The organism is Holzapfeliella sp. JNUCC 80, assembly GCF_053667655.1.
Genome location: NZ_CM132205.1, coordinates 529,818 through 554,206, shown reverse-complemented (window position 1 = coordinate 554,206; position 24,389 = coordinate 529,818). Strand labels below are relative to the sequence as shown.

The window sequence follows — 24,389 nt, the reverse complement described above, 5'->3', positions numbered from 1 at the left end:
TAGAAACAATCAAGAATAGACTCTTTATATAGCAAAAGCACATAGTACTTTAAAGTACTATGTGCTTTTTGATTGCTATTAACTTCTCATTTCACCCCACCATTTTGGTAATAATTCCGCTAATTTAATAGTTTCTCTCGTATCATAATCAACCATAATTCCTGTTTCAGCGTTTTCCTTATTTAACTGCATCAAAAATTCACGACATGCTCCACATGGCATCCCACCTACACCTGAAGGTGCCTCATCTCGAAAAGCAATAATTCGCTTAATCTTTGTCTGTTTACTAAATTGGTACATATTAAAAGCTGCTGCACGTTCAGCACAAAGATGAAAGACACCCGCTGCTGCCTCAAAACAGTAACCAGTATAAATTTCGCCATCCTCAGCTTCTAAAGCACAAACAACATGTTCAGCGTAGACAAACGGTGAAACATCATGTGGATTGTACAATCCTTTCGCACTATCAAATAGTCTTTCCCAAATATCCATACAAAAATACCCCCTTATATTTCCTAATAGTATAACAAATAGACAAGTGCTTGATACCTTTTAATCGACCCTTTATTACAGAAGCTTACATGCTATTTTGCAGGAAGTTTTAGAATATAGTATAATATTTGATTAAAGTAATATTATATTTTTTATTTTAATATAATTTGAAAGGATCACTGTAATTAATGACAGAATATTTAATCAAACCATTTAGCGGACAAAGCTTTAAAATTAAAACTGGAGAAACTTTAACTATAATTGACGTAGAAGGTGGACAAGTTGCCGACTTCTTTGCTGAAAAATCGTCAGATAAAAATGAGTTTTTATCTTCTGCCGTAACCATCGATTGTAATGAATCAGTTAAATTAAATGTTAAAGATACGATATACTCGAATGTTTATAATCCGATGTTCACAATTTTAGAAGATGAAGTAGGCGAACATGACTTATTGTTCCCTTGCTGTAGACCAGAAATGTATGATTTTCTTTATGAAAACGGCGATAATCACCCTAATTGTTTTGATAATATCAATCACAGTCTTAGAGAATACAGACCTATTATTAATCCAATCAATATATTTATGAACACAAAAATTGATTCCAACGGAAAAATTACAATTAACACTCCTCTTTCTAAAGCTGGTAGTAAGATTGTTTTAGAAGCAAAAATGGATATGACAGTTGCCGTTGCATCTTGTAGTGTATCTGAAGCAGATACTAATGGCACAAAAAATACTCCTATCAAAGTAATTATTGACTAGTAAAAAAGACTGCTAATAAAAATGGCAGTCTTTTTGTCTATGATTTAAGATTGTTTTCAAAAAATGTTTGAAATTTTTCAAATGGGATAAAATCAATCTGATCATACAAATCAGTGTGAGTAGCGTTAGGTATAATTACTAGTTTTTTTGGTTCATTCAATTTATTAAAAGCTTCTTCTGCCATATAGCGTGAATGCGCGTTTTCCCCAGTTACAATTAAAACAGGACGAGGAGAAATCGTATCAATTTTTTGTTGTAGTTGAAAGTTATAATAACCCCATGGACTTATGGCGTTCCATGCACCATTTGAATTGACAGAACGGTCATGAAATGCACGTTTTTTGTAGTAATTAACGAATTCTACTGCGACAGAGTCCATATCACTTGAAACTTCATCGGGTAAAATGTTATCTAATTCAACTGGATTGTTTTTTTCATCAAACGGTAATTCATGTAACCCCGCTATTTCTTTATGACTTTCTGCTATTTCCCATCTTTTTTCACCAAGATAATCTCTTTCAAGGTCTCTTTGAGTGCTTGTTTTGGAATTGTTAAGTCCCTTCCACATCGAGTCTGACATGTCGTACATAACACTAGTTGCAACAGCTTTAATTCTTTTATCAATAGCTGCTGCAGTCAATACGTGACTTCCTAAACCACAAATACCGATTGCACCGATACCTTGACGGTTCACAAATTTTTGGATGCCGAGAAAATCAACAGCAGCTGAAAAGTCCTCCACAAATATATCCGGAGATGCCATGTTTCGAATAATTCCTGAACTTTCTCCAGTTGTTGATTGATCAAACGCTAGTGTAATAAATCCACGCTCAGCCAGACTTTGCGCGTATAAGCCACTCGCCTGTTCTTTCACGGCACCAAACGGTCCAGATATGATAATAGCACTATACTTTTGAGAATCGTCAAATCCCGCAGGCATATAGAGATGCCCAGCTATTGTGAAACCATATTTATTCATGAAAGTCACATTTTGAACATCAATCTCAGGATTGATAGGAAAAATTCTGCTATCGTTTGCCAGTTTTGTCATAGTTAAACCCCTCTTTATTTAAATCTTCTTTGACAGTTAAAAACGTTTACAATATGATGTTAATACCTAAACATGACTTCAGGTCAAGATTAAGATGGAGGTTTTTTATGTACACTATAGGAGAGGTTTCAAAGCTATTTGGTATCCCTATTTCAACTTTACGTTTTTATGATAAAGAAGGACTTTTTCCTTATATTCAAAGGGTTTCGGGCATTCGTCGATTTTCTGAAACTGAGTTAGAAACGTTGCGTGTTATTAATTGTTTAAAGAGATCTGGATTAGAAATAAAAGATATTAATCAATTTATGAAGTGGTGTGAACAGGGAAATGATACGCTTTTGAATCGCAAACAACTTTTTGAGAAGCAAAAAAAAGCTGTTGAAGAAGAGCTAGCAAAGTTAACCGAAGTTTATAACATGATTCAATTTAAGTGCTGGTATTATGGTGAAGCGTTGAAATACAATAACGAAGATCTTGTTTCTGCCAAAATCCCCCATGATTTACCCGAAAATGTTAAAACTTTTTATGATATATCCCATATTAAAAGGACACAAAAAAAGGAGCTCAATGAGCTCCTTTTGCGTTTGTTACTATTTTTGGATGTTAACTGCTTGAGGACCGCGGTCACTTTGTTCGATATCGAAAGTAACTTTTTGTCCTTCGTCTAAAGTTTTGAATCCATCTGATTGAATAGCTGAGAAGTGAGCAAACACATCTTCACCATTTTCTTGAGTGATAAAACCAAAACCTTTGTCTGCGTTAAACCATTTAACTGTTCCGTTAACCATATATAATTTCCTCCTGTTGCATAATTTAATATGCGTTTTGTTGCAATGAATATTTGATAGGCAAAAGCAAGAATTATACATGTATATAATGTTACAGTTTACGTTTCAAAATCAATTACTTAATTAGTATAACACGGGAATTATACTAATGCTACCCTTTTTTATTAATTTAGTATTTATAAATCCAAAAATCTCCTATTAGTTGCACTATTTTGGCTCAAGGACTACGATAATATTAATTAATAATAGGAGGTATTGATATGAAAGCACTGGGTTATATTTTATCATTAATTTTTTTAGGGGTTTCGCTTTTTCTATGGTTTAGAGGCGCTGATGGCAGTGGCTTAGCTAATACTATGCAAGTCAAACTAGTTTCTTTAACGATATGGATTGCTTTTTCTTTAATTGTTCTAGCAATTTACCTCGTAACTTATCATTTTGTCCGTCGTCGTTCTTAATTAGTCCATCAAAGAAGCTCTTTTCTCTAAAAAATAGAAAAGGACTTTTTATTTTGTGTCCTATCTGGCACCTGATTAACACTGATAATATATTTAATTGCAATAAATTGTTCTAACTGTTTTGTTTTTAAAGTCAAAATTCCAGATTCAACCGCTTTTATTTCACCAACAAAGTAAGATTTTAATGTGGTAATACTACATTGTTTGCCTATCATGTCTTCTAATACTTTATCCACTAGTCACGCCTCCTTTTTATCTTTCCTCCACTCAAACTCCCCTAAATCTTATCAAAATAAAAAAGCCTTAACAACAATCGTTAAGGCTTTTAGTCATTTAATGTAAAACCATTTCTTGGGCAACTTCAAGACCTGATAAGTTGCTCTTATAGTAAGTTGGCCAATTATCCATTTCTTCAAGTAGTTTTTGTTGGCTTTCACCACCAAAGAAAATGTGGAAGTGTTCGGTCTGCTGTGGCGCAATACCATGATCACTAAACTGAACATACTTAAAGCGTCCAGCATTTGGATCATCTGTTGTAAACGTAAAGCGAACGCCACGATTTCCCTTTTTGTAATTCAAAATTTGGTATCCATCGTAATGATAACGATATTTATAATGATTATTACCGACTATAAACTCGATGGTATCAGCATCTATCACTAATTGGTCAACATCTGTTTTGTAGCCAATGTCATAATAATTCTTGTAATCTTCAGCCGTCATCGTTTGACTTGCTTTTGCTTTATAATCAAATACTGGATTAAGCGTGCCATCTTTTAAGTATGGATAAACGGATTGAAAATCACCCGCATAATCACTTAAATTTCGATTTTTAACAGCTTCATCTTTAAAGTATCCTTGTGCAACAGTCTGTTTGGATTCTATTGGATTTTCAGATGGAATAGCTTGACCATCAGTTGCTGTCGTTTTTTGAAGAGCTGCTAAATTTTCTTTCATCAGTGTTAAGTAATCTTTTGAACTTGCTTGTTCTAATGGGTTGAGGAATTCAACTTGAACACCCGCTTCACGATTCACTGTATTTTTGAAATCTTCCGTTGTGTCTTGGTCAAAATAGATATAAGGAATATGATTTGCAGAAACATAGTTTTTCAACTCAGCTAATCGACTAGTTGATGGCTTAACATCCGGATAGATATCTGTAAGCTTAACTTGAGTTAACCCATAATCAAGCGCTAAGTAAGTAAAGCTGTCATTTTGTGTAACAAAACTTTTCTGCCCAGCTTCTTTGAATGCCTTAGTATAATCAGCATCTAATTGGGTCAATTGTGTAATATATTTAGAAGCATTTTCTTCAAAGATTTGTGCTTTTTCTGGATAATACACAATCAACTGATTTTTGATTGTGTTAACTTCTGTAATCGCTCTTTGTGGTGATAAATATGTTCTGGCATCAAGTGCGTGCGCATGGTTATGTTCATCTTCTCCATGACTGTGACTATGATCATGCGTTTCACTTGTGCTGGCTAATAAAATAGCATCTTTTGTTCCTGAAACTAACCTAGGTGCTTGATTTCCCCAGTCTTTTTGAGCTTGAGTAAGCCATTCTTCTGATCCTTCACTTTGATAAACCAAAACATCGGACTGTTTTGCTTTCTCTTTATCTTGTTCAGTTAGCTCTGTTGACAATAGACTTACTTCTGCTTCATCGCCTACGATATTCTTCGTAAACTCAGATACTGGATACATCGTCGTTGCAATTTGTATTTTATCTTGATGATACTTTTCTCTTTCTGTAAGGTAGGCCCCAAATATTAGTAAAGCTACTAAACTAATAATTAATATATGTATTTTTTTCATTAATACTCTCTTTCCCATCTTTTTTTGTAGTAGTTTTCAAAGGTCAATTCACCCTGTCTAAATGATAATTATTATCATTTAGACATTAATCATAGCACATTCTTACTTTTTGTCAATATAAACAAAAAAATCCCTTTAATATAAAGGGATTTTTCTTATCTATCTTGTAAATCGTCCAACTCATTTTGCATTTGCAAATCATCAGGATTAACTTTTAAATATTGTTGCATTAATAATACTTGTAGTTCTTGATCTGCCATTTCTCTAGCAAAATTAATCATTTGTTTCAAGAAATCATTGTCTGTTGAAAAAGCACGATAAGCTAATAAGTATTGCGCTTTTGCTTGTTCAAACTGGTCGGTTTCTTGATAAGCTCTAGCAAGATCCCAATTCATTTGAGGTGTTAATTGATCTTCATCAAGCTGTGTCAAAAACTCGATTTCAGCTTGATAGCGATGTTGTCTCAAGTAAGTTTGACTCAATCCTGCTTTTAAAACTTGGCTCTCTTCGTTAATGGTAAGCCCTTTTTCAAAGATTTTCTGTGCTGTTTCATACTGTTTGAGATAAAGTGCCGATTCTCCAGCAATTTGATATAGAGCCTCATCAAATTCAGTATATGAAAGCCCTGCTTGAGCAGTGTTGAGTGCTTCTTCATTTTTACCAAGATGTTGTTGTGCCATTGCTAAGGGTGCATAGGCGCTGATATAGTCGGGCATTTCATCAACAACGGCCATTAGATACGATTCAGCTTGTTTATCATCATTAACTTGTAGTGATAATAGCCCTAATTGGTAATTAACCTCGGTATCTTTTTCTAAATCATTTAAATCTTTCAATTCGTTTAGAGCTTCTTCATAATCACCCATTTTAGCTAGGGCTAACCCTAAGCGTTTTTGAATATTGGTGTTTGCAACATAGTCTTCTCCACCATCAAGCAGTAAGCTGTAGTACTCTGAAGCTGGTTGAAATTGGCCCATAGAGTAATACAGTTCAGCTAAACCAAAGATGATAACGGGCTCTTCTGGGTCAATTTGATGCGCTTCTTTCAATTTTTGCTCTGCTGCCTCAAACACACCCTCTGTTTGATAATAGTCCGCTAAGACAAGCAATGTTTGTAAGTAAGCATCTGATTCTTCTTTAATATCGTATAAGTAACTTAAGCCTTCTGTTTCCTTATTTTCATTGAGTAATAATTCTCCTAAGAAGACTTTGAAAATGTCTTCACTTGGATGTTGCTTAATCAAAAAGCGATAAACTTGCTGACTTTGATCAGTAAATCCCATTGCATATAATTCTTCTGCCAAACTACTTAAAGTTTCACTATCATCTTCTTTGAAAGCGTGCTTCAAGTTAGTTTGCGCTTCTTCTAGGTTATTCTCGCTTAGATTTTGTAAAACTTGTTCTGAATATGACATTTTGTGTCCTCCTTTTTAATGGAAAAACAAAAAGAGGGATACTTAAAAGTATTCCCTCTTTTTTTAGTTAAATAATGTCTTATTTAACAGCATCCTTTAAAGCTTTACCTGGTTTGAATGCAGGTACTTTGCTTTCTGGAATTGTAATTTCTTCACCTGTTTGAGGGTTGCGACCCTTACGTGCAGAGCGAGTACGAACTTCGAAAGTTCCAAAGCCAATCAATTGAACTTTTTCTTCTTTAGAAAGGTCTTCTACGATTGAGTTGAAAACTGCGTCAACAGCTGTTGTAGCTTCTTTTTTAGTAATGTTAGCTTTTTCTGCAACACTTGAAATTAATTCAGCCTTATTTGCCATCTTAGATTTCACCTCCTAAATAATTGGAATATGTATTATATACCCAATGATATAATTTTTAACAACACTTGTTAAAAATTGGAAACAATGAAGACTACCACTCACCATTCCTAACCTTAAAATTATCATAGAAAAGGCTTGGCGACAAGGTTTTTTTGAAATTTATTTCCTTGCACGAGCAATAATATGAATTGGTGAACCTTCAAAATCAAAAGTTTTTCTTAATTGATTGATTAAGAAACGTTTATATGAAAAATGCAGTAATTCAGGATCATTAACAAAGATCACAAAAGTTGGTGGGTTAGCTGAAACTTGTGTCATGTAGTAGACTCTTAAACGTTTTCCTTTAACTAAAGGTGTTGGTGTTAAGCGAGTTGCATCCAATAATACGTCGTTTAGGACAGCTGATTGAATACGTTGACTGTGGTTAACACTAACACGTTTAATTAAGTCTGGTAAATTAGATAGACGTTGTCTTGTTTTGGCTGAAACAAACACAATCGGTGCATAATCTAAATATTGGAATTGTTGACGGATTTTGTCTTCAAATTTCTTCATGGTATCTGTATCTTTTTCAACAGTATCCCATTTGTTTACAACAAAAATGACACCACGGCCGGCTTCGTGAGCATATCCAGCAACGTGCTTATCTTGTTCAATAATTCCACGACTAGCGTCAAGAACGACTAGAACAACTTGAGAACGGTCAATCGCACTCATCGCACGCATAACAGAATATTTCTCAGTTGATTCATAAACACGTCCACGTTTACGCATACCAGCTGTATCAACCATCGTAAACTCTTGACCAGATTCATCAACGAACTTGGTATCAATAGCGTCACGAGTGGTTCCTTCAACATCAGAAACAATCACACGATCTTCACCTAGCATTGCATTAACTAGAGAAGATTTACCAACATTAGGACGTCCAATCAAACTAAAACGAATACTTTTATCTTCTTCTTGGTCTTCATCTTTTGGTAATTTTTTGACAACTTCATCTAGTAAGTCACCTAAACCAGTTCCTTGCGAACCAGAGATAGGATAAGGATCACCTAATCCTAAACTATAAAAGTCGTAGATGTCTTGTCTTTGTTCTGGGTTATCTGCTTTATTAATTGCTAAGATTACAGGCTTATCTGCTCTGTATAAAATTTGGGCAATTGTTTCGTCATCATGAGTTAAATGAGTTTTGACATCAGCGATGAAGATGATAACATCTGCTTCTTCAATCGCAATCTCTGCTTGAGCTCTAATTTCTTGTTGAAACATACCTGGTCCTAGCTCAATCCCACCTGTATCAATTAAGTTAAAGTGGTGACCAAGCCATTGACCATGGGCATAAATTCTATCACGAGTCACACCTGGTGTGTCTTCTACGATAGAAATTCTTTCGTTAACGATTCGGTTAAAAATCGTTGACTTTCCAACATTAGGACGACCAACAATTGCAACAGTTGGTGTAGCCATATTTTTTCTCCTTTTTTCATAAAAAAAGCTGACTCACTGTCAGCCTTTTTTAGAATGATTAATTTTAGTTATTTTTTAGTTCGTCACCAATGATATCTCCGATTGAGAAGCTGTCATCGTTATCCATGTAATCTGCTTCATTTTGAGCTGATTCGTGGTTTTGAGATGCTTCGTTTGAATCGTCTGACTTCATTGATAGTGAAATACGTTGGCTATCTTTATCAATTGATAGTACGCGTACTGCAACTTGGTCGTTAACTGAAAGAACGTCACTTGGAACACGTACGTGATCGTTTGAAATTTCAGAAACGTGTACTAAACCTTGAACACCTGATGCGATTTCAACAAATGCACCGAAGTCAGTTAATGATTTAACTGTACCTTCTACAACATCACCTGCTACAAGATCTGAAGTTGCTTGTTCAAATGGTGAAGGTTGTGTTTGTTTAATTGATAACGCAATTCTTTGGTTTTCACTGTCTACTTCTAGAACTTTAACTTTAACATCTTGTTCTGGAGATAAAACATCAGAAGGTTTTTCAACACGTTTGTATGAAATTTCTGAAATGTGTACTAAACCAGTTACGCCACCTAAGTCAACAAATGCACCGAATTTAGTTAAGTGTGCAACTTTACCTTCTACAACATCACCAGGCATAATTTTTTCTGAGATGTTTTCAAATGCTGCTTCACGTTTTTCGGTTACAAAGTCTTTACGTGATAAGATAAGACGGTTTTGTGATGGGTCAATTTCAGTAATCTTGAATTCTAATGTTTGACCAACATATGGTTTCAAGTTTGATACGTAGTGATCACTAATTAGTGAAGCTGGTAAGAATCCGCGTGCACCAACATCAACAAGAAGTCCACCACGAACAGCTCCTGTAATTTTACCTTCAACACTTTTATCTGCTTCAAAGTCTTTTTGTAATTGTTCAAATGCTTTTCTAGCAGCTAAACGAGTTACGCTGAAGATGAATTCTCCGTTTTCTTTATCGCCACCAGCACGTCTTAGTACTAATGCTTCAAAGTGATCGCCAGCTTTTGCTAAGTCTTTTAAGTTAGCACTACGATCTGCAGTGAATTCGCGTTTTGGAATAACACCTTCAACACCAGCGTTATCAACACCTACTACAAGTTGTCCATCTTCTACAACAAGTACTTCAACGCCAACGACGTCTCCAATGTTAACACCTGTCAATTCATCTAAAATATCTTTCATCATGATTTCGTTATTATCAGCCATAAATAAAAATTCCTCCCACTTTCTCAACTCTATTTTAGAGTAAAACCTAGTAAATGACTAGCTTTTTTTACCTTTTTCTATAATTTTTTTTAATTCATCAACAACTTCGTCTATAGATAAACTTGTTGTATCTAATTCAATAGCATCCGCAGCTTTAACTAAGGGTGATATTGCACGATGCTGGTCTTTATAATCTCTACTTTTAATGTCTTCTTCGATCTGACTTAGCGAAATTTTTTCACCACTTTGTTGATAATCCAACAGTCTTCTTTGTGCACGTTCTTTTACGCTTGCTAATAAGAAAACTTTGACTTCGGCATCGGGTAAAACAGTTGTTCCAATGTCTCGGCCATCCATTACCACATCATGTTTCCCAGCGATTCGTCTTTGTTCAGCAACTAAGAATTCTCTAACCTGTTTGATTGAAGCAACATCGGAGACTGAATTAGTCACCTCAACGCTTCTAATTGCTTGACTTCTATCTACACCATTAATTAAAATGTGCTGTTGATCATTAATGCTCTCAAAAGTCAGGTTAATATTCTTTAGTTTTTGTGATAGTAACTCTTCGTTAGTTAAGTCAATATCATCTTTAAGAAATTCAAGTGTGACGCCTCGATACATAGCACCTGTGTCTAAATACATATAATTCAAATCGTGTGCTAATTTTTTTGCAACCGTACTTTTACCAGCAGATGCTGGTCCATCAATTGCGATTTGCATTTAAACTCACCTACTATTTAATTTTTAAGTTCATACCAGGTTGCAATACAGCCTCTGTTGTCAAGTTGTTTAACTTAACCAGTTGATCAACAGTAATACCTTGTTTTTTAGCAATCAAGTATAAGCTATCACCATTTTTAACAGTGTAAGTCTGTGCCTGCACTGTTTCTTGTGTTGATTGGCCTTGAGCTTGATTAGTTGTGGTAGACTGTTGTGCCTGTTGTTGAGTCGTGTTTTGATCTGTAGTAGTTTGTGATGAACTTGTCGCCTGACTTGTCACCGCTTCACTAGACTGTTTTTCTTCGACGCTACTACTTGAAGAAGCAACTGAAGACTCAGAACTAGAACTACTACTTGATTCACTACTTTGACTCTGAGAACTTGAAGACATAACCTCAGATGAACTGTCAGAGCTCGAACTAATACTAGGCTCACTACTTCCACCGTTGAATCGTGTCCATATAAAAATTATTATAACGATCATTACAATAATTCCTAAAAGCCATAGAAACCAACGTGGCTTTTTACTTTGTGGATGTCTTGATTTCATCCTAGAAAGAGATTGCCTTGAATCGGTACGTTTATCTTCCATAAAAAAACCCCCATGCTGTCTATAATTTTATCATAAACATGGGGGTATTTGATATATTATTTATTAGAAACTTCTAACATTCTTTTTAATTTTGTAATGACTAAGCGATAAACGACTACAGAGGTTATTGTTAGAATGATTCCTTTTACTAAATTAAACGGCACAATCACTGTTACTACATAGTTAATCAATGATGTTCCTAAGTTGAAGTTAAGCAAGTTAATGTAAAGTGGTGTAAATATAAACAGGTTCCCTAAAGCTAGTAAAACAGTTAAGGAAACAACTGAAAGTGTTCCGCTCTTAACCCAATTCCATACCGTATCTTTCTTCAAAGTCCCAATTAGTGGCAATGTAAAGGCAAGTGATGCTACAAGTGACGAACTCATTCCAATCAATGATACGACATTTCCACCGAATAAAACAAAATTCAAGAATACTTTTATTAGTGCCGTCAAAATAGCACCCATTGGTCCAAATAAGCCACCACCAATAACTACCATAATATCACTGAAATCAAACTTTAAATAAGGAAACATGGGAATTATCGGGAATTCAAACTGCATCAAAACTAATGACACAGCACCAAATAACGCTAAAATAATGACCTTTTGTAACGACTTTTCTTTAAACATAAAACAATTCTCCTAAAAAAATATATTTTAGAAAAATAAAAAAATCTATTGCTTCAATATTCAACAACAGATTTTTTAGACGCACAAAAAAATCTGCCTTCTTCCATCTAGACTATAACTATCGGTTTCGTAATTTCAACGAATCAGCCAACTTAAAAAAGTTAGGTCGCGGACTTTGACCGCCGGTCGGGAATTACACCCTGCCCTGAAGACAACAATTTAATTATTTAACTAGTGTCACTATTTTACTATAAGTTTCTTAAGTTGTGCAACCTCTTGACGAGATAGTTCACGATATTTACCTGAAACTAGACCTGTTAAGTCTAAAAACGCATACTGTTCACGGCTTAGCTTATCTACAGGATGCCCAACTGCTTTGAACATGTTCTTCACTTGATGGTTTCGACCTTCATGAATAGTTAGACGAACAATACTTGTTTTCTTCTTAGAATCAGAAGAAATCACCTTTACCTTAGCAGGAGAGGTTTTGCGTCCATCAATCACAATCCCTTTTTGAAGCTGTTTTATTTCGTCTTTCTTCAAAAAGCCAGCAACTTTAGCTACATAAACTTTATCAACCTTGTTTTTAGGATGCATTAATCCATTAGCTAAATCACCATCATCAGTCATCAAAATCAAACCTGAAGTATCATAGTCTAAACGTCCTACTGGATACAAACGATAGTCAAAATCTTCAAAGAAAGAGGTCACTGTCTTTCTGTCTTTTTCATCTTTAGCAGAAGAAATAACACCTCTTGGTTTATAGAACAAAAAGGTATGTGACTTAGTTTGTTTTTCAATGGGAACCCCATCTACTTCAACAATATCTTGAAAAGAAACCTTAGTTCCCAGTTCCTTTACGACTTGATGGTTCACACGAACACGACCATCAATAATCAATTGTTCTGCTTTTCTTCTGGATGTTACACCAGCATTTGCAATCACTTTTTGTAATCTTTCCATTATGATTCACTCACCTCTTCTTCATTGATACTTTGTGTATCAATTAAACTTTCTGTCTTAAATTCTTCTATTTTTGGCATTTCATCTATTGATTCGAATCCAAAATATTGTAAAAAATAGTCTGTTGTCACAAATAGTTTGGGACGTCCAGGAACATCTTTTTTACCATTTTCGGCAATTAGGCCGCGTGCATTAAGCGTTTGAATTGCTGCTTGACTTGCAACCCCTCTAATTTCATCAATTTCTACACGAGTAATAGGTTGTTGATAGCAAATAATAGCTAAAACCTCTAGTGCTGCCTGGCTTAGATGGACTTGCATATCTTTTTTATAGTACTTTTTCAGCACAGATTCTGCTATTGCTTTAGTGACAAGCTTATAGGTTTGATTCACTTTAATCAGCTGTAATCCACGTTTGCTATCTTGTTCAAGTAGTTCTTGATAATCCTTAATGACTGACTCTAGTTCTTCAGCTGTTAGATTAAGTAGTTCTTGTAGACTTTTATCATCAATGCCTTGATCACCGGCCACGAACAAAACAGCTTCTAACTCAGCATGGTGCATCTAGATACTCCTTTCTGAAATGACAAAATCATCATTTTGATTTGCCTGTAGTACCTTGATTTTTTGGTTTTTACTTAACTCTAAAATTGCTAAAAACAGTGCAACTAAATGAGAAACCGTCTTGATTTTTGCTTCATGAACAAAATAAAAAAAGGAAAATGAAGAAGACTTCTTAAATTGATTCATGACCAAGTTAACCTGATCTTTAACATCATACTTATCAGGCTTGATTTTAGTTAAAGTCAATTTTTCGCTTTTAACTTTTTTTAGAAGTACAGAAAAAATATCTGCTAACTTTTGCGGTTTAACTTCTCCATCTTCAAGTTCTTTGGGATATTCATCAGGAACAACCGAAACTTCTTTTGATAAAGCAATCGGTTGATTTTCAAGTGCATCCCCTAAGTAGTGTGCCGCCTTTTGATAAATTTCATATGTTAAAAGTTGATCAACTAATTCTTGCCGAGGGTCTGCAACTTCGATGGTACTTTGATCTTCAAAATCATTTTGAGGTAACAAAACATCGGACTTTATTTTGAGTAACGTAGACGCCATAATAAAGTATTCTCCAGCTACTTCAAGCTGTAGTTGTTGCATTTTTTCGAGATAATTCAAATATTGCTTAGTAATTTCAGCAATTGGAATGTCATAGATATCAAGCTCTTGTGATTTTATTAAGTGCAAAAGCAAGTCCAAAGGACCTTCAAAATTTGGCAAAGTTACTTGTAATTTATTCGTCATGTTTTGAACGACTCTCTTCAAAGTTTTGGATTAATTTAGCATTTTCAGGAGTCCCAATGATTAAATCTTTGGGATAGGTATACTGTAATTCACTTAGCATATCGTTGATGTAAGGTGTATAGCGATAATTAGGCGATAATGAAACATACCGCACCATCACAAATCCTGCGCCTTCTTGAACACCTAAAACACCAATAAAGTCATTCGTCTTTTCTTTGTATAGATAAAGCACAAACTCACTTTTACTTTGATATAGCTTCATTTCTTCTTTTAAATTTTCAACAGACTTCAAATCATCTAAATAAGACAAAAAGCCCATCGCTATTTTTTCATAATCATTTTTGTATTTAATTAACACGTTAAGGTTCACCTACATTTTATTAAGATCTTGGGAAAGATTTTTGATAAATCTTTGCAATTCTAGCCTTAGAGATATGTGTATAAATCTGTGTCGTTGAAATATCACTGTGTCCGAGTAATTCTTGGACAATTCTCAAGTCTGCGCCATTTTCTAACAAGTGTGTTGCAAAAGAGTGTCTCAAAGTATGTGGTGTGACATCTTTATCGATTCCTACCATTGCAACGTACTTTTTAATCATCTTCCAAACGGTCTGTCTAGAAATTTTGGTTCCGCGATGATTCAAAAACAGTGCCCTTGTTTTGACACTTGATTTTGCTAATAAAAATTGACGTGAATGATTAATATAGTCTTTAATCCAAGAAATTGCAACATCACTAATTGGAACTAAACGTTCTTTATTACCTTTTCCGACAATTCGAATTAATTTAAGCTCTAAGTGCAGATCATTCATCGTTAAGTTAACAATTTCGCTAACACGTAGACCTGTTGCATACATCACTTCAAAAATTGTTCGATCGCGTAAACCTAAGATTTGTTTTGTATCTGGTGATGCTAATAATGCATCAACTTCTTTCACCGAAAGCGAAACAGGTAGATGCTGATGTTTCTTAGGTGAAGAAACATTTTGCATTGGATCAGCTTGAACATAGCGATGTTTAAACAGCCACTGATAAAACTTTCTAAGTGCAGAGATATAGCGCATCATAGTAGTTGATGATTTTTTTTGGTGATGTTGCTCACTAAGAAAATCATCAATTTTGAACGTATCAATATTAAAATCAGCTATTTTTTGTTTGACAAGAAAATCAATGAACGTCTTAATATCACGTCGATATGCTTGAACAGTATTGAATGACAATCCCCGTTCGATTCTAACAAACCGGAGATAGTCATCGAGTAAATCAGTCATTTGTTGCTGGTTCATCTTCATTTAACCTTATTTCGCCTTTTTCTTTATCTTGCGTAATTAGATTTTGCTTCATTAAGTTACCCAGTGCACGCTTGAAACTAGCTTTACTAATTCCAAATTGACTTTTAATTTGCTCAGCATCACTTTTATCGTAAAAAGGCAATGTGTGCGTTTTATTACGTTTTAGCATCATAACTATCATTTGAGCATCATCATCAATTACTTCAAATGCTCGAGGCATTAAACTCAAGTTCAAACGACCATGCTGGCCATTACCAATCACTCGGGCTTTTACTTTTTCACCAAGTCGTAGTGCTTCACCATACATTTCGGTGTGGTGAATAAACCCTAAGTAATATTCTTCAGTCACAATGAATGCACCAATTTGTTTGGTTGCATAAACCGTTCCTTCTAGTTCTGTATTCTTCAAGTCTCTAGGATAGCGAACACTTAATTGATCCATGACTTCTTCATCAGCTAGTTTCCCCCAGATACGGTCTTTGTGATCAATCTCTAAACGAATCATGACGCGATCATCTACTTTAGGCCATTTAAATGAATCTAGTGGTAAGTCATCTAATGAAATTACGATATCTTTGTCCTTTAAGCCAATATCAACGAAAACACCTAGTTCTCTTCTAACTTCTTTGATAGTACCGTATCCATAAACATCTACCATTGCTTCTGGATAGAATTGTGTCATCTTTAATTGTTTATGTTGATTTTCATAAGCGAATCCAATAATTTGATCCCCTTTATCTTTGATATCAATGTCTTGAATATCGTTTTTGCCAAGGTAAAAAGTCTGACCATCTACCTGTGCAAAAAACGCATCCTTATTCATATCTGTTATTGTTGCTTCAATAACTTTTCCTAATTTATCTTGTAACATATTTTCATCCTTAATTTTGTATAAATTGGTTGATGACCATCAAAATAACATAGGTCATTCCTGATGCAATAACTGGACCTGCTGCAATACCTTTTAAGAAAACCACACCAAAAATGGTTCCAAAAACTAAAGCAACTGTTATTTCTGGACTCTGAGCAAGTAACCCAACACCTTTAGCAGACAAAATGGCAACTAATATTCCACAAGCAACCGCTATATATCCAGAAGGTGTTTTGAAGGCTTCAAGCAAATCTTTAAAAGTAATTCGCCCGGTCGCAATCGGTACTAGAATTGCCATTGAGATAATCGTGATACCGACATTCATTCCTTTAGCTTCAACATAACTGAGTACTTTTGTTGAATAAGGGACAAGTTTGAATAACATGACCGCTAAAGTTGCAACAATCAGCGAAGTATTTTTTCCAAAAATGGAAACTGCCAAAATTAGGGCAAGAAAAATCCAGCTTTCCAAAATCCCACTCCTTTATTTACTTACTAGTACTCTTTAGTATACGTGATAACAAGGCTTTAAACAAATGAAAAAGCCAATCCATATGGATTGGCTTTTTAACTTATCTTAAGCTAATAAAGAAGTATTAAACTTAAAGAATGAATTAAGCTTCAACAACGCTTACTGTGTTACCTGAGATAACAACAACTTTGTCTCCGCTTGCTACTACATCGTTATCTTTAGCAGCTTTAACTGCATCGTCGAATGCTTTGTCTTCTGTTGTAAGAACTGGAAGAACACCCCAAACAACTGTTAGAGAACGTTGTGTGTTTTCGCTAAATGTTGAAGCAACGATTTTAGCGTTTGGACGGAATTTAGATACTAAGTTAGCTGTGTGGCCTGATTTTGTTGAAACCACGATAGCTTTAGCACCTAATGATTCAGATGTACGAACAGCTGCTGCTGCAAGAGCTTCTGTTTCTGATTGAGCTGGGTAATCAGCTAATCTAGCTTTTGATAGAGTGTTGTTTGCGTACATTGATTCTTCACTACGTAGGTCGATAGCAGCCATAGCTGAAACAGCTTCAACAGGGTATTCACCGTTTGCTGATTCACCTGAAAGCATTGTACCATCTGTACCATCTAAAACAGCGTTAGCAACGTCAGAAACTTCAGCACGTGTAGGACGTGGGTTTTCTTGCATTGAGTCAACCATTTGTGTAGCTGTGATAACTGGTTTACCTAAAGCGTTACATTTTTGGATAAGTGATTTTTGAACGAATGGTACGTTTTGGAATGGAATTTCAACACCCATGTCACCACGAGCAATCATAAGACCATCTGAAACTTCAAGAATTTCATCGATGTTGTCGATACCTTCTTGTGATTCGATCTTAGGAATGATGTGAACGTGTTCGTTACCTGTTTCTTCAAGAATTGCACGAATATCTAAAACGTCTTGAGCTTTACGTACGAATGAAGCAGCGATGAAGTTAATGTTTTGTGTTAAACCAAAACGGATGTCGTCTGCATCTTTTTCTGTAATACCTGGAAGGCGAATTTCAACACCTGGTGCGTTAACACCTTTTTTAGAACCGATTTTACCAGTGTTTTGAACTTCAACAACAAGTTCTTTGTTAGCTTCGTCTTTTTCAGTGATTAATAGGTCAACTAAACCATCATCGATTAAAACGTGTCCGCCAACGTGTGTATCGTCGAATAAACCTGGGTATGTAACAGCGATTTTATCAGGGTTACCTACTAAAGTAGCATCCATTGAAACGCGCATTGTTTTACCTTTTTCAGCGATGAATTTTCCGCCTTCTTGGTCTGTTGTACGCATTTCAGCACCTTTAGTATCTAAAAGAATACCTACTAATTTACCAGTTTTCTTTTCTGCTTCGTGAACCATTTGAATACGTTCTTGGTGTTCTGCGTGGTCACCGTGTGAAAAGTTGAAACGGAAAACGTTAGCACCTGATTCGATTAATTTTGCGATTGTGTCAACATTATTACTTGCAGGTCCTAATGTACTTACAATTTTTGTTTGTTTCATAGTAATAGTCCTCTTCCTTGTTTGTTATTTTGCTAATGATTTGTTCAAATCATATAGTGATAAATCCGCATGATGTTTTTCATCGAATAAATCTAAGATTGAGTGATGTGTAATTTGATTATTTTCCATACCAACGGCTAATCCACCTTGGCCATCCAATAATAAATCAACAGCATAAGCTCCCATTTTACTTGCTAAAACACGATCTCTGGCTGTTGGAACACCACCACGTTGCATGTGTCCTAAAGTATTAGCACGGGCATCAAAATCACCATGTTTCTTAAGCTCAGCTAAGAAATCTTCTGATGACATCACACCTTCAGCTAGTACGATAATACCGTGCTTCTTGCCGTTTTCGAATCCTTTTTTAAGATCTTCAGCAATTTGCTTGATGTCGTAATCCTTTTCAGGAACAACAATAGCTTCAGCACCAGCAGCAACACCTGACCATAATGCAAGGTCTCCGGCGTCGCGACCCATCACTTCAACAACGAATACACGTTGATGACTTGACGCTGTGTCTCGAATTTTATCCAATGCATCAACAGCTGTTGTTAAAGCTGTATCGAAACCAATAGTGAAATCTGTGTAAGGGATATCATTATCAATTGTACCTGGTAAACCAACTGCATTATAACCATGTTCAGTTAGTCTTAAAGCACCGTGATAAGATCCGTCTCCACCGATAACAACTAATGCGTCGATACCGAATTTTTTAAGCTGTTCAATACCTTTAAGTTGCCCTTCTACCTGAGCAAACTCTGGATATCTTGCAGAGTATAAAAAGGTTCCGCCTGTATTAATACGATCTGCTACTGTTTCAGAAGTCATTTGGAAAATGTCTCCTGCAACAAGTCCTGCAAAACCGTAGTTAATTCCAAACACTTCAAGTCCAGCATCCATTGCTTTACGAGCAACGGAACGAACTGCTGCATTCATGCCTGGGGCATCGCCACCGCTTGTTAAAATCCCAATGCGTTTCATGAATTCACCTCAAACCTTCTTCATAAATTTGCTTATCAGAACCATTATTATAGTAACATTTTTTTATTATGATGTCTTTAACTTTGTCTGATTTTTACAGTTTAATTCTTATTTTTTGTCCTGTTGTGCCCTGTCATTAGGCTTATTTATCATAATTTTTTTAACATTTTCTAAGATTAATTGCATTTGTGAAATATCGTAACGATCTGGCTGGGTTTTTACTCTCAATAAGTAGACGCCAGATTCTGCCATCAGATCTTGATACTCTTGCCACTTCTGTGGAAACACTGTCACAGAAAATGGTTGATGTAATTCAACAAAGTGTAGAAACGCCATCTCAGCACCAGCTTTAGTTTTAATAACCTTAATGTCCGTTAATTGTCCAACAAGATTTACCGTTTCGTTCATTTGAATATCTTGAAAAGATTTAGCACCTCGTTGATTAAAATACTTAATCACTTCTTCAATAGGATTTTTACTAATCGTTGTACCAAGTACAGACTCTTCTTGAATCAATTTTTCTTGTTGAGTATAATCCGAAACATTTGGCAATTTAGGTAACAAAACATCTAACAACGACAAATTATTACCTGATAGCTTCAAACTTTCGAGCAATTCTGGTAATTTAGCTAATATTTTACGTCTATTTGGCTCTAATGAATCAAAAAATCCCGCGTATGCCAGATTTGTAATGAGCTCTGGTTTTAAAAACGGTTTAGGTAGTCGTCTTAAAAAGTCAATAACATCGTGATAGTTCTTGCTTTCACGTTCTTCTAAAATAGACTTGATAAAATCACGACGCATCCCTTTAATCGCACGTAATCCAAAGTAAATTTGGTTATTTTTAAATCTAAATTCACCCACACTTTGATTGATATCGGGGCCATTTATTTTAACGCCTGCTTGACGAGCTAAACGTAAATAAGTAACTAGTTTTTCTTTGTCATTTATATGGCTATTTAGCAAACTAGCATAAAAAGCTTGAGGATAGTGTGTCTTTAAATAAGCTAACCAATACGCCACTTTACTATAAGCTACCGCATGAGAACGGTTAAATCCGTAATTGGCAAAAGCTTCAATGTAAGAATAAACCTTATGTGCGATTTCACTAGAATGTCCCTTAGCCATGCTTCCTGTAATGAACGCTTTCTTCATTTCGGTTAATTTTTCAGTATTTTTCTTAGAAATAGCTCGACGTAACATATCAGCTTGTCCCAATGTAAAACCCGCAAGTGCTTGTGCGGCCTGCATAACTTGTTCTTGGTAAACCAAAATACCATAAGTCGGTTCCAAAATTTGTTTCAAACTGTCATCTGGGTAATCTATTGGCAATTCGTGATGCTTTCGTTTAATAAAAGTCTCGATATTTTGCATTGGACCAGGACGATACAAAGCATTGGTACTGACAATATCTTCAAAACTGTCAGGCTTAAGTTGTTTAAGTACACGGCGAATACCTGTTGACTCAAATTGAAAAATACCGTCTGTATCACCTCTTTGAAAAGTCTCAAAAGTCTTCTTATCAGTCAATGGAATACGATCTAAGTCAATAGAGATATTCTCAGACTGTAGATTAGCAATAATTTGACTTAAAATAGTTAAGTTTTGCAAGCCTAAAAAGTCCATCTTCAAAAGCCCTAACGATTCACAATAGCCCATGGTTTGCTGCGTAATCGGGATATTAGCAGACCCCTTTTGTAAGCCAACTTTTTCTGAAAGCGCTTCTTTTGAAATGATAACTCCAGCAGCATGCGTTGAAATATGACGTGGTAAACCTTCAAGTTGCGTTACAGTTGTTTCAATTAGTTGATTCAAGGGACTTTCACCTAATTTTTTTACGAGTTCGGGGTTTTCTTGCTTTGCTTCTGCAAAAGTTTGATGAGCTGTTTTTGAAATCAGTTTGGACCATTTATTTGCTTCTAACTGACTGAAGCCTAAAACTTTTAGCGTATCTTTCATCGCTTGTTTTACACCAAATGTCCCAAAAGTCATAATCTGAGCTACATGATCAAATCCATATTTTTGATAAACATAGTTAATCACTTCGTCACGTTTGATGTCAGGAATATCCAAATCAATATCGGGCATATTCTGACGTTCGGGATTTAAAAATCGTTCAAAAAGTAAATTATAAGCAATCGGATCAACATCTGTAATCTTCAAACTGTAGGCTACAAGTGACCCCGCTGCAGATCCTCGACCAGGACTAGTCAAAATATCATGTGTTAACGCGTAGCGAATAACATCCCAAACAATTAAAAAGTAATCGCTAAATCCCATTTGTTCAATTACATTTAACTCGTAAGCCAGACGTTCAGCGTAAGCCTTAGGTAGTTGCTCAGTGTTAAAACGCTGCTTTAAGCCATACAGCGTAAGATGTTTTAAATAATCGGTTGATGTTTCATATTTTGTTTGTTTGAATTTTGGTAACTTCACACTCGAAAAGTCGATTGTGACCTGACACGTTTCACTGATTAGCGCTGTATTCTCAAGTGCCTCTTCATAACCAAAATTACGATACCTCTCTGCGACTCGTTGACTTTCATCTAAAAACAAGTTCCCCGTCTTTTGTTCATCAATAACGTCCTTATCAATTAAGCTACCTGCATCAACTGCCTGCAACACGCTCTGCGTAAAAGCATCTTCAGATTTTAGATATTGAACATCTTCCAAAGCTACTGAACTTAAGCGATATTGTTTAGACCAATCTAAAACTTTTTGATTATAAACGGCTTCACTATCCACTGCCTGTATACCGAAGTAAAGAGCCGAAGTTTCAGGAATCAAATCTTGTAGTTGCCTAATTCCTTGATCAATTAAAGAGGGATTGTTTTGAACTAGATAAGCTAGCTCGCTGTATTTAGGCGGAATAATAATAACAAGTTCGTCTAAATGCTTGGATACATCAGCTAATGAAAACGCAGCTTCATTTAGTTGCTTTAAGGAAGATAATTTCAAAATGTTTTGATAGCCTTTATTATTTTTAGCAATTAAAACAACCCTGAAAATTTCTTGAGCTTGGATATTTCCTCGGACTTCTAATTGCATCCCCAAAAGCGGATGAATACCAGCCTGTTTTGCAGCTTGATAAAAGTCAATTAATCCATAAGTGACATTGATATCTGTCAAAGCAAGACTTTGATAGCCTTTGACTTTAGCAGCATTCACCAAATCTTGAACTTTGGTTGGACTTTGCAAAAGACTATAGCTACTAATGGTTTGTAAATTTGTAAACATTTGACCAAGCTCCTTTATTTTAAATTTAGTATAACAAATTTTAGACTTGTCTTATAAATGATTTATCTTTAAAATGATGTTGAATTACACGACTGAAAGAAGGGAAAACTATGAAATATATCGTTGTGATGTTTTGGTCAATCGTTTTTTCAATGGTGACTGGTTACCTTGCAGGTTCATTGACTCAAACTTCTTTTGAACCAATGCAATCCTTAATTATGGGAATTGTAATGGCTGTTTTACTTAGTGTAACAATTACTATTGCAGAGCGCCAAAATAAAAAAGCTTAACTTTGATGAGTTAAGCTTTTTTTATTTTGTATTCGAAATGCTTAGGTACCTCAATAGGTGCATTTTCTTTAATATATTGCGCGATTAACTCGGCCATGTCTGTTGATACTTCATAACTAATATTATCAGCACCATAGTGAGGATAGTTTCCTCCCCCAACAGCTCGATACTGACTTAATGCTACTTTGAATTTGTCAGTCGCAGCTACTGGTTGTTTTTGATAAGTCAGACTTGATACACGTTGCCCATATGGTTTAGTGATATCAAATGTATAATCTAAAGGATAAAACATATCGTAATTATATAATTGGGGTTTTGGCACACAGAAGGCAGGATTGATTTTGATTTCATTTTGATCATCTAAATCAAAAAATGTTGCCGCATGCTCTAAAACATCTTTTAATTGTTCCCCTGTCAATTCAATCACAGCTAATGTGTTAGGAAACGGATAGTTACTCAAGATATCCCTCATAGTTACTGATTCGGGTAGGCCTTTAGCCTGGTCGTTTAAGATTGCTGTAGCTGACAAATCAGCTTTTGTTGCACTCAATTGAATATGATTAATCAAGTCAATATAATGACTACCCTCAATACGTGAGACCAGTGGATCACTTATTGTGAAGTCTCCTGTGACTTGTCCTAATTTTTGGTCTAAAAAGTCCTCAGTTTCTTGATGTAACGGATCAATTAAAGTTGTCACTTCTTTTGATTCAGAAAATGGCTTTGTTGGAACCAACTCAGCTGTTTTATCGCTAATCTTAACTCCAGATTGATCTTTATCAAAAGTTAATTCAACTTTCCCATAAAATTGTCCGCGGTAACCTGGTTGGATGACAGCGACACCATTTACAATTTCGGCTATTTGACGGTGCTGGTGTCCGGTTAATAAGACATCAATGCCTGGAATCTCAGTCAAAATACGATAGCCTTCATTCTCGCCCGTTAACGCTTCTGTAGGTTCACCAGTCGTAAGGTCTCGCTCAAAACCACCGTGATAGCAAACAACTACAATATCAGCCTCTTGTTTTATAACAGGCACCCATTTTTTAGCCATTTTATAAGCCGATTCAAAATGTAATCCTGCTATTTTTTGAGGCTGTTCCCAATTTGGAATATAAGCTGTTGTAAGTCCTAATAGACCAATTTTCATACCTGATTGCTCGTAAATATGATAAGGCTTGCCAAACGCCGATTGATCGGTATTTTCAGCTAGAATATTAGCGTTTAGAACTTGACTATCTTGATTAATAAATTGTTTAAGGTAATCAAAGCCATAATTAAACTCGTGATTACCCACAATAGTAGCATCAAAGCCAATTGTATTAAAAACATTATTGAATCGCTGAATATTTGATTTAGCATGATTTTTATTAAGATAAGTAGCTAAAGCTGAACCTTGAATGAAATCACCATTATTGATTTTTAGTAAACAATTAAAGTCCCCTGTTGTTTCTTCTTTCTTAAAAGCCGTGGCAAGTTTTGAAACACCAAAATCCCCAGTAATATCGCGATTTTGATAAGTTGTGGGTCTAATGAATCCGTGAGAATCACTAGTTAGTAGTAATTTTAATTTCAAAATATACCTCCAAATATGAATACTATTTATTAACACTATTCATTTAACCATAAAAAAATAAA

The 24,389-nt window shown here is 35.2% G+C and carries 25 protein-coding genes, 2 pseudogenes and 1 riboswitch; of the genes and pseudogenes, 4 read left to right on the top strand and 23 right to left on the bottom strand.

All coding sequences use genetic code 11. The annotated features are described in order from the left end of the window. Window positions 1-78 precede the first annotated feature (78 nt). The gene (locus JNUCC80_RS02810) at window positions 79-492 is read right to left on the bottom strand and encodes a cytidine deaminase family protein (protein WP_454153264.1); all 414 of its coding nucleotides are present in this window, start codon (window positions 490-492) and stop codon (window positions 79-81) included. Window positions 493-680: 188 nt separating this feature from the next. Between JNUCC80_RS02810 and JNUCC80_RS02805 the strand changes: the two genes are divergently transcribed. Further along, window positions 681-1,256: a DUF1989 domain-containing protein gene (locus JNUCC80_RS02805; protein ID WP_454153262.1), complete on the top strand. Its 576-nt coding sequence runs from the start codon at window positions 681-683 to the stop codon at window positions 1,254-1,256. A gap of 37 nt (window positions 1,257-1,293) precedes the next feature. Here JNUCC80_RS02805 and JNUCC80_RS02800 read toward each other — a convergent pair whose 3' ends face one another. Then, window positions 1,294-2,307, bottom strand: coding sequence for an alpha/beta hydrolase (locus JNUCC80_RS02800; protein WP_454153260.1), 1,014 nt, complete (start codon window positions 2,305-2,307; stop codon window positions 1,294-1,296). A gap of 107 nt (window positions 2,308-2,414) precedes the next feature. Here JNUCC80_RS02800 and JNUCC80_RS02795 point away from each other — a divergent pair. Further along, window positions 2,415-2,846, top strand: a pseudogene (locus JNUCC80_RS02795) (MerR family transcriptional regulator); the annotation flags it as partial. Window positions 2,847-2,897: 51 nt separating this feature from the next. Here JNUCC80_RS02795 and JNUCC80_RS02790 read toward each other — a convergent pair. Then, the gene (locus JNUCC80_RS02790) at window positions 2,898-3,095 is read right to left on the bottom strand and encodes a cold-shock protein (RefSeq protein ID WP_056975039.1); all 198 of its coding nucleotides are present in this window, start codon (window positions 3,093-3,095) and stop codon (window positions 2,898-2,900) included. 260 nt (window positions 3,096-3,355) lie between these two features. On the opposite strand from JNUCC80_RS02790, the gene JNUCC80_RS02785 reads away from it, so the two are divergent. Continuing rightward, window positions 3,356-3,553: a DUF3923 family protein gene (locus JNUCC80_RS02785; RefSeq protein WP_454153258.1), complete on the top strand. Its 198-nt coding sequence runs from the start codon at window positions 3,356-3,358 to the stop codon at window positions 3,551-3,553. A gap of 26 nt (window positions 3,554-3,579) precedes the next feature. Here JNUCC80_RS02785 and JNUCC80_RS02780 read toward each other — a convergent pair whose 3' ends face one another. From JNUCC80_RS02780 to JNUCC80_RS02690, 19 genes and pseudogenes are all read right to left on the bottom strand, one after another. Further along, window positions 3,580-3,789: a DUF6897 domain-containing protein gene (locus tag JNUCC80_RS02780; protein WP_454153257.1), complete on the bottom strand. Its 210-nt coding sequence runs from the start codon at window positions 3,787-3,789 to the stop codon at window positions 3,580-3,582. 97 nt (window positions 3,790-3,886) lie between these two features. Then, on the bottom strand, window positions 3,887-5,371 hold the full coding sequence (locus JNUCC80_RS02775) for a metal ABC transporter solute-binding protein, Zn/Mn family (protein WP_454153256.1): 1,485 nt from the start codon (window positions 5,369-5,371) through the stop codon (window positions 3,887-3,889). A gap of 155 nt (window positions 5,372-5,526) precedes the next feature. After that, a complete protein-coding gene (locus tag JNUCC80_RS02770) occupies window positions 5,527-6,786 on the bottom strand; it encodes a tetratricopeptide repeat protein (RefSeq protein WP_454153255.1) in 1,260 nt (419 codons plus the stop codon). Between the two features lie 79 nt (window positions 6,787-6,865). After that, window positions 6,866-7,141, bottom strand: coding sequence for an HU family DNA-binding protein (locus tag JNUCC80_RS02765; RefSeq protein WP_056974976.1), 276 nt, complete (start codon window positions 7,139-7,141; stop codon window positions 6,866-6,868). A gap of 162 nt (window positions 7,142-7,303) precedes the next feature. After that, the gene (der, locus tag JNUCC80_RS02760) at window positions 7,304-8,614 is read right to left on the bottom strand and encodes a ribosome biogenesis GTPase Der (RefSeq protein WP_454142792.1); all 1,311 of its coding nucleotides are present in this window, start codon (window positions 8,612-8,614) and stop codon (window positions 7,304-7,306) included. A gap of 64 nt (window positions 8,615-8,678) precedes the next feature. Further along, window positions 8,679-9,860, bottom strand: a complete 1,182-nt coding sequence (gene rpsA, locus JNUCC80_RS02755; RefSeq protein ID WP_454153254.1) for a 30S ribosomal protein S1 — start codon at window positions 9,858-9,860, stop codon at window positions 8,679-8,681. Window positions 9,861-9,917: 57 nt separating this feature from the next. Further along, the gene (gene cmk / locus JNUCC80_RS02750; RefSeq protein WP_454142796.1) at window positions 9,918-10,583 is read right to left on the bottom strand and encodes a (d)CMP kinase; all 666 of its coding nucleotides are present in this window, start codon (window positions 10,581-10,583) and stop codon (window positions 9,918-9,920) included. Between the two features lie 13 nt (window positions 10,584-10,596). Next, a complete protein-coding gene (locus JNUCC80_RS02745; protein ID WP_454153253.1) occupies window positions 10,597-11,175 on the bottom strand; it encodes a LysM peptidoglycan-binding domain-containing protein in 579 nt (192 codons plus the stop codon). Between the two features lie 56 nt (window positions 11,176-11,231). Further along, window positions 11,232-11,807: an ECF transporter S component gene (locus tag JNUCC80_RS02740; RefSeq protein ID WP_454142800.1), complete on the bottom strand. Its 576-nt coding sequence runs from the start codon at window positions 11,805-11,807 to the stop codon at window positions 11,232-11,234. Between the two features lie 91 nt (window positions 11,808-11,898). After that, a riboswitch (FMN riboswitch) is annotated at window positions 11,899-12,024 on the bottom strand. A 23-nt stretch (window positions 12,025-12,047) separates the two neighbouring features. Continuing rightward, entirely contained in the window at window positions 12,048-12,770 is a 723-nt protein-coding gene (locus JNUCC80_RS02735; RefSeq protein ID WP_454142802.1) for a pseudouridine synthase, read from the bottom strand. After that, window positions 12,770-13,333 (bottom strand): SMC-Scp complex subunit ScpB, encoded by a 564-nt coding sequence (gene scpB, locus JNUCC80_RS02730; protein WP_454153252.1) that lies wholly within the window; start codon window positions 13,331-13,333, stop codon window positions 12,770-12,772. The genes JNUCC80_RS02735 and scpB overlap by 1 nt, the downstream gene beginning before the upstream one ends. Then, window positions 13,334-14,071: a segregation and condensation protein A gene (locus JNUCC80_RS02725; RefSeq protein ID WP_454153251.1), complete on the bottom strand. Its 738-nt coding sequence runs from the start codon at window positions 14,069-14,071 to the stop codon at window positions 13,334-13,336. Next, window positions 14,061-14,429: a reductase gene (locus JNUCC80_RS02720; RefSeq protein WP_454142808.1), complete on the bottom strand. Its 369-nt coding sequence runs from the start codon at window positions 14,427-14,429 to the stop codon at window positions 14,061-14,063. The genes JNUCC80_RS02725 and JNUCC80_RS02720 overlap by 11 nt, the downstream gene beginning before the upstream one ends. Window positions 14,430-14,451: 22 nt before the next feature. Next, window positions 14,452-15,357, bottom strand: coding sequence for a site-specific tyrosine recombinase XerD (gene xerD, locus JNUCC80_RS02715; protein ID WP_454153335.1), 906 nt, complete (start codon window positions 15,355-15,357; stop codon window positions 14,452-14,454). After that, window positions 15,335-16,234, bottom strand: a complete 900-nt coding sequence (locus JNUCC80_RS02710; RefSeq protein ID WP_454153250.1) for a CvfB family protein — start codon at window positions 16,232-16,234, stop codon at window positions 15,335-15,337. Before JNUCC80_RS02710 ends, xerD begins: the two co-directional genes overlap by 23 nt. Window positions 16,235-16,244: 10 nt before the next feature. Next, complete coding sequence (locus JNUCC80_RS02705) at window positions 16,245-16,706, bottom strand: DUF441 domain-containing protein (protein ID WP_454142812.1); 462 nt, start codon at window positions 16,704-16,706, stop codon at window positions 16,245-16,247. A 169-nt stretch (window positions 16,707-16,875) separates the two neighbouring features. Next, window positions 16,876-18,240, bottom strand: a pseudogene (gene pyk / locus JNUCC80_RS02700) (pyruvate kinase); the annotation flags it as partial. A 24-nt stretch (window positions 18,241-18,264) separates the two neighbouring features. Next, complete coding sequence (gene pfkA / locus JNUCC80_RS02695; RefSeq protein WP_339969494.1) at window positions 18,265-19,224, bottom strand: 6-phosphofructokinase; 960 nt, start codon at window positions 19,222-19,224, stop codon at window positions 18,265-18,267. A gap of 108 nt (window positions 19,225-19,332) precedes the next feature. Beyond that, the gene (locus tag JNUCC80_RS02690) at window positions 19,333-22,461 is read right to left on the bottom strand and encodes a DNA polymerase III subunit alpha (RefSeq protein WP_454153249.1); all 3,129 of its coding nucleotides are present in this window, start codon (window positions 22,459-22,461) and stop codon (window positions 19,333-19,335) included. Window positions 22,462-22,571: 110 nt separating this feature from the next. Between JNUCC80_RS02690 and JNUCC80_RS02685 the strand changes: the two genes are divergently transcribed. After that, window positions 22,572-22,751: a YjzD family protein gene (locus JNUCC80_RS02685; RefSeq protein WP_056974961.1), complete on the top strand. Its 180-nt coding sequence runs from the start codon at window positions 22,572-22,574 to the stop codon at window positions 22,749-22,751. A 10-nt stretch (window positions 22,752-22,761) separates the two neighbouring features. Here the strand turns inward: JNUCC80_RS02685 and JNUCC80_RS02680 are convergent, their stop codons facing one another. Beyond that, window positions 22,762-24,327, bottom strand: a complete 1,566-nt coding sequence (locus JNUCC80_RS02680) for a bifunctional metallophosphatase/5'-nucleotidase (protein ID WP_454153248.1) — start codon at window positions 24,325-24,327, stop codon at window positions 22,762-22,764. Window positions 24,328-24,389: the final 62 nt, after the last annotated feature.